Origin of the sequence: Streptobacillus canis (assembly GCF_009733925.1) — a bacterium.
Taxonomy (GTDB): Bacteria; Fusobacteriota; Fusobacteriia; order Fusobacteriales; family Leptotrichiaceae; genus Streptobacillus; species Streptobacillus canis.
On record NZ_WOEI01000004.1, the window covers coordinates 56,710 to 62,931 of the forward strand.

Annotated in this window: 6 protein-coding genes; all 6 read right to left on the reverse strand. The window is 28.1% G+C overall.

Annotated elements, in window-relative coordinates:
• Window positions 1–7 precede the first annotated feature (7 nt).
• The 6 genes from hpt to GM111_RS02330 all read right to left on the reverse strand — a co-directional run bounded on the left by hpt (window position 8) and on the right by GM111_RS02330 (window position 5,625).
• Window positions 8–544 (reverse strand): hypoxanthine phosphoribosyltransferase, encoded by a 537-nt coding sequence (gene hpt, locus GM111_RS02305; protein ID WP_156299276.1) that lies wholly within the window; start codon window positions 542–544, stop codon window positions 8–10.
• A gap of 16 nt (window positions 545–560) precedes the next feature.
• Window positions 561–1,650, reverse strand: a protein-coding gene (gene prfB, locus GM111_RS02310) for a peptide chain release factor 2 (protein WP_156299277.1) whose coding sequence is annotated in 2 segments (ribosomal slippage) — window positions 561–1,577 and window positions 1,579–1,650 — 1,089 coding nt in all. Because the reading frame shifts where the segments join, the coding sequence is not laid out codon by codon here.
• 8 nt (window positions 1,651–1,658) lie between these two features.
• On the reverse strand, window positions 1,659–1,979 hold the full coding sequence (locus GM111_RS02315; protein WP_156299278.1) for an AzlD domain-containing protein: 321 nt from the start codon (window positions 1,977–1,979) through the stop codon (window positions 1,659–1,661).
• Window positions 1,976–2,692, reverse strand: a complete 717-nt coding sequence (locus GM111_RS02320; RefSeq protein WP_156299279.1) for an AzlC family ABC transporter permease — start codon at window positions 2,690–2,692, stop codon at window positions 1,976–1,978. The genes GM111_RS02315 and GM111_RS02320 overlap by 4 nt, the downstream gene beginning before the upstream one ends.
• A 102-nt stretch (window positions 2,693–2,794) precedes the next feature.
• Complete coding sequence (locus GM111_RS02325; RefSeq protein WP_156299280.1) at window positions 2,795–3,862, reverse strand: hypothetical protein; 1,068 nt, start codon at window positions 3,860–3,862, stop codon at window positions 2,795–2,797.
• Window positions 3,863–3,897: 35 nt separating this feature from the next.
• Window positions 3,898–5,625, reverse strand: a complete 1,728-nt coding sequence (locus GM111_RS02330) for a proline--tRNA ligase (RefSeq protein ID WP_156299281.1) — start codon at window positions 5,623–5,625, stop codon at window positions 3,898–3,900.
• Between the last annotated feature and the right edge of the window lie 597 nt (window positions 5,626–6,222).

The following is a 6,222-nucleotide window of genomic DNA, read 5'->3' on the forward strand; positions in this document are numbered from 1 at the left end:
CTCCTTTTTATTTTATTTCTACTACTTTTCCAACAAATGGAAGAGTTCTATGTTTTTGTGCATAATCTATACCATAACCTACTACAAAGAAATCAGGTATTTTAAATCCTATATAGTCTACATCAATTTCAACTTCTCTTCTTTCAGGTTTATCAAGTAAAGTACAAATTTTTAATGATTTTGGATTTCTCATTAAAAGTATTTTCTTAACTTCGCTTAATGTTCTTCCAGTATCAACTATATCTTCAATTATTAAGATATGTCTGTTATTTACATCTTCTTCTAAGTCTTTTAAAATTCTAACCTCTCTTGAACTTACCATAGAATTTCCATAACTAGAAACATCCATGAAATCTAATGTTAATTCTACCTTGTTATAATCTATCTTTCTTGCTAAATCGGCTAAAAATACTGCTGAACCTCTTAGTAAACCAACTAAAAGCACACTTTGACCTTCATAATCTTTACTGATTTGATCAGCTAATTCTTTAACTCTTTTAGCTACTTCTTCTTCAGTAAGTGCTACTTCTATTTTGTAATTCATCATATCTCCTTTCAACCTACCTTATCTTTAAGTATTCATCTATAAATGCATTAATATCTCCATCCATAACCTTATCAACATTGCCTTCTTCATAGTTAGTTCTGTGATCTTTTACTAACTTATATGGTTGGAATACATATGATCTAATTTGTGAACCCCATTCAATTTTAGATTCTACACCTTTTAAATCTTTTAATTCACTTTCCCTATTTTTCATTTCAATTTCAAATAGTTTAGCTCTTAATACCTTCATAGCTGAATTTAAATTTTTACTTTGTGATCTTTCATTTTGACATGTTACTACTAACCCTGTTGGAAGATGTGTAATTCTAACTGCAGAATCAGTTGTATTTACATGTTGTCCTCCTGCTCCACTAGCTCTATATGTATCTATTTTTAAGTCTTCTTTTTTTAAATTTACTTCAACATCATCTTCTATTTCTGGAGTAACATTTACTGCAGCAAATGAAGTATGTCTTCTTGCATTTGAATCAAATGGTGAAATTCTTACTAATCTATGAACACCTTTTTCACAATCAAGATATCCATAAGCATAATCACCTTTAATTGATAAAGTTACACTTTTTATTCCTGCTTCATCTCCAGGTAATATATCAAGTATCTCAACTTTAAATTTATTCTGCATCGCCCATCTATCATACATTCTATATAGCATAGAAACCCAGTCACAACTTTCAGTTCCTCCTGCTCCTGCATTAATAGTTAATATTGCTGAATTTTTATCATATTTACCACTTAATAAAAGTTTTACTTTAAATTTATCTAAATTTTCTACAAATTCTTTAGTTTCAGCTTCTAATTCTTCTAAAGTAACTTCTTCTTGTTTATAGAAATCTAGTAAAATTTGCACATTGTCATTTAAAGTAATTAAGTTAGTAATATCTCCTATTCTCTCTTTTAAGAAAGAGATATCTTTTAAAACACCTTGTGAATTTTGTTGGTCTTTATAGAAACCTTCTTCTAATGTAAGTTTTTCTTTTTCTTGTAATTCTTTATTTAATTTTTCAAGGTCAAAGATGCTCCTTTATATCATTAAAATCTGAGCTTTTTTCCTCTATTAATTTCCTTAATTCGTATTCTTCCATACACTCTCCTAAACTAGTATTCTTGATAATACTAAGTTAAGTATAACTACAGTAACAACAGTAATTATCATTATTCTTCCTAAATCTACATTTTTTAAAGTCATAATAACTATCATGATAGCTGCAAACACTGCTATACCTATTTCATGATAATTTCTACCTATAGAAACAAAAATATCTGGGAAAAATAAGACAACCAGTACTGAAATAGGGATAGCTTCTAAAAATCTATCCATAAACTTATTCCTTGGTATAGGTATGAACTCCCCAGAAATTCTAAATAATTGAGTAACGATACCAGCAAGTATTACTACTAACCACATTTTCATCTTGCATCACTCCTCATTGATATTGTTGCGTATATTAAACTTGTTAGAGATAAAATTGATACTATTTGTAACCCTTGTGGAACCATATTGAAAGGATATATATACATAAACGTAAGTTTAATTAATAAAGCTATAATAACTATTCTAGCATTCTTAATATCCATCATTAAACTTGATACAAGTAATGATAAGAATGTTCCATAAAGTATAAACTTCATCGAGTTAATTATTATTATTGGAACAAAGTTTCCTAATACTACACCAAATAGTGCACTAAAAGCAAAACTAATATATCCTACTAAATTTACTGCAAAAGCATAGGATAAACTCTTATTCTTCTTTAACGCTAAAAATGCTACAGTTTCATCTGTAAACATTACTCCTACTATAGATTTTGATAATCTATCATAACCACTTAACGCTTTATACATTGGTATATCTATTAAAACATACCTAAAATTTAACATGGCTGCAGCAAAAACTGCTGAAAATATATCAAAATTTCCAGTAGCAAATATCTTATACAGTAGCACCTGTGATGCTCCTGAATATATTATGAAAGTCATAGCTGGTGATACTACTGAATTTACATTGTAAGTATTAGCTATTAATCCAAGGGCAAAACCAAACGGAATAAAAGCTATAGCTATACCTCTTGCTGCCTTAGCACCCTCAATAAATTCCTTTTTATTAAACTTAGTTATTAGATCCATTTTTACTCTCCAAAAAATTTATCTGTTTCTAGTAACATTATACCAAAAATTCTATAAAATTAAAAGTCAAAAAAAGCACACTTTTTAAAGTGTGCATATATTTTAATCTTGCCATTTACCTACTAAATCATTATCTACAATATTTTTTATTAATTCTGTACGTAATAGAACTAATTCTGGGTATTGATAGAAAAATAGTATCTTATTATCATATGGATTTTCATCTTCAGGGAAGTAGTCTAAAACAAATAACCTAAAACTTTCAGCAAAATCTTCATATAGATTATTTACAGCATATGCATCTACATAGTTTTCTTGATTTAGTTCATAAAATTTATTAAAGTCTTTTTCACTCTTATTATCATTATTTCTCCAATCTTGTGGAATATCTAAGTAAAATGCTTTGTAGAACTGATTAAGATATGAATCTTCTATGAAGCATTCAAGACTATCTCCATAAACTTCTTCTTCACAATCTGTATCTATATATTGTGCTTTATTAAGTGAAAAAATATGTCCTAATTCATGAACTAATACTGAAACTATACCAAATTTACTTTCATTTACATCATCAACATTAATTCCTAGTAGTTGCTCTTCAAACTTATCTCCTATAGCATTAACATAAGCAGCAGAAAAATTATTTTCATATACTTCAACTACAGTAACATCTTCTCTCCATTTTCTAGGTACCATTTTCACAAATGTTTCATATACTTCTTTAAGGTTTGCTAATTGTTTATCAGTAATATCAAAATCTATTTCACTTAATTCATCATTTTCAAGTATATCTAAAAGACCTAAAATTTTTCTTGATTCCATATCACTAATTTTATCACCTTCTTGTGTAGGCTCTATCTTTCTCGTTTTTTCTTGATCAGCTATATATAGTAAATGTTCTAAATATACATCTCCTAATTCCTTACATTGTTCTAAAGTTCCACATAAATCATTTTTGGGAGCCATTTTTGATAAATCATAATTAATTTTTTTAGTTAGTCTATATTCAGCAGGCTCAGAATACTTCTCTTCTTCTATTTTATCTTCTTTAACTTCTTCTACTTTAATACTTTCTTTAGTAACTTTAGATTTATTTACTTCATCATATATTGCAAAAAAAGAAATTACTAAAAGAATTAAAAGTATTATTCTTCTATTTTTTTTATCCATCCTCTTCCTCTCAAAAAAAGGTGTCTAATGACACCTTATTTTTTCTCATATTCTTTTATGTATGAAATCACTTCTTCAACTTTCATTTCTCCAGCAAATGATCCATCTCTATGTTTAACTTCAACTAAACCATTAGCCACACCTTTTCCAACTATTATTTTTAAAGGTATTCCTATTAAGTCAGCATCTTTAAATTTAAATCCTGCTTTTTCATCTCTATCATCATATATTACATCAATATTATTAGCTAACATTTCTGAATAAAGTTTTTCTGAAACTTCTTTAGCTGCTTCATCTTTAACATTAACTAAGATTAAATCAACTAAATATGGAGCTATTGATTTAGGCCATATAATACCAAAATCATCATAGTTTTGTTCTATTGCAGCTGCTGCTACCCTAGAAACTCCTATACCATAACATCCCATGATTACTGTTTCAGCTACACCTTTATCATTTAATACTTTAGTATTCATAGCACTAGAATACTTTTTACCTAGTTTAAATATGTGTCCTACTTCTATTCCTCTAGCTATATCTAAAGTTCCACCATCAAGAGCTTTATCTCCTTTTTGAGCTTTTCTAATATCTCCACTTAAATCAAAGTGTAAATCAGATAAATTCATATTTTTATAGTGGTGTCCTTCAACATTTGCTCCACCTACAAAGTTTTTCATATATTTTACTGATTCATCTATTACTACTTTAACTTTTCCTTCTGCTATTGAAGCTATTTCTTTTAATGGTGAGAAATATCCTCCTGCAAATCCTAATTCTGTTAAATCTTTTTCTTCCATCATTTCAAGATCTATTTTAGCTCCAAAAATATTTTTAACTTTAACATCGTTAATTTCTAAATCCCCTCTAATTACTGCAACATAGTAATTGAAAGTTTTATCTTCTTGTTCTTCTTTAAATAGAACTGATTTAATAGTTTTTGCTGCATCTACATTTAAGTAACTAGATACTTCCTCTATGGTTTTCATTTCAGGTGTTGCAACTAATTCTTTAGCTAATTCACTTGATTCATCCATAACAAAATCTAAAACTGATACTGCTTTTTCAACGTTAGCTGCATAATCAGATTTATCTGAATAAAGTATATCATCTTCTCCACTAGCTGCAAGAACCATAAATTCGTGACTTTCTGATCCTCCTATACTTCCTGTATCTGCATCAACTGCTCTAAAGTCTAACCCACAACGTTCAAATATTCTGCAATATGCTTCTTTAACATTATTATATTCTCTATCTAAACATTCTTGTGTTAAGTGGAAACTGTATGCATCTTTCATTATGAATTCTCTTCCACGCATTAATCCAAATCTAGGTCTTCTTTCATCTCTAAATTTAGTTTGTATTTGATAAATATTTAATGGTAAATCTTTATATGATGTTACAGTATTTCTAAATAAATCAACTATTACTTCTTCATGTGTAGGTCCTAATACGAAATCTCTATTATTTCTATCATGTAATCTCATTAATTCTGCACCGTATGAAAACCATCTTCCTGATTCTTGCCATAAATCTGCTGGTTGAAGTACTGGCATTAATACTTCTTGCGCATCTATTCTATTTAATTCTTCTCTTACAATGTTTTCTATTTTCTTAAGAACTTTAAGTCCTAAGGGTAGGTATGTGTAAACCCCTCTAGTTAATTGTCTAATCATAGATGCTCTTAGCATTAATTGATGTGATACTGTTTCTGCCTCTTTTGGCACCTCTTTATATGTTTTTATAAAAGATTTTGAAAATCTCATAATTTCTCCTTTCAACTAGCTTTTTTTACATTCTATTATACTATTTTTGATAAATTAATTCAATAAGTAACATTGTATTATTTTTCAAAAAATAAAAAATATTTTTATTTTAAAATTACCTCTTGACTTTTAATATATTCGAGGTTCAATATATTGAAAGGAAAATTTTTATTCCCCTCTTATACCCCTATGTTTGAGGGACAAATTTTACTTTTCCCCTGCTTCTATGTAACCCACCACACAGAAGCAAAAAAAATTTTAAATTACCTCTTGACTTTTAATATATTCGAGGTACAATATATTGAAACCAATCAAGGTTTTTTATTTTTAAAAATGCACATTTCGCCATTCACCCCCGAATGGCGATTTTTTTTGTTTAAAAAAGGGGCTATTCCGAAATAAACAGCTCTAAATAACCAAAAAAGCCAGCAAAAAACTGGCTTTTTTTGGTACTAAAAACACTCATAAATATTGATAAAATCAACATTTTATGGTGTAATTAGTTATGCTTAAAATACAGTTGAATAGTATCACAAATACAAAAGAAAATCAACTTTTTAACGTAAATAATTACAAACATTTTGAATTTGATGTAAA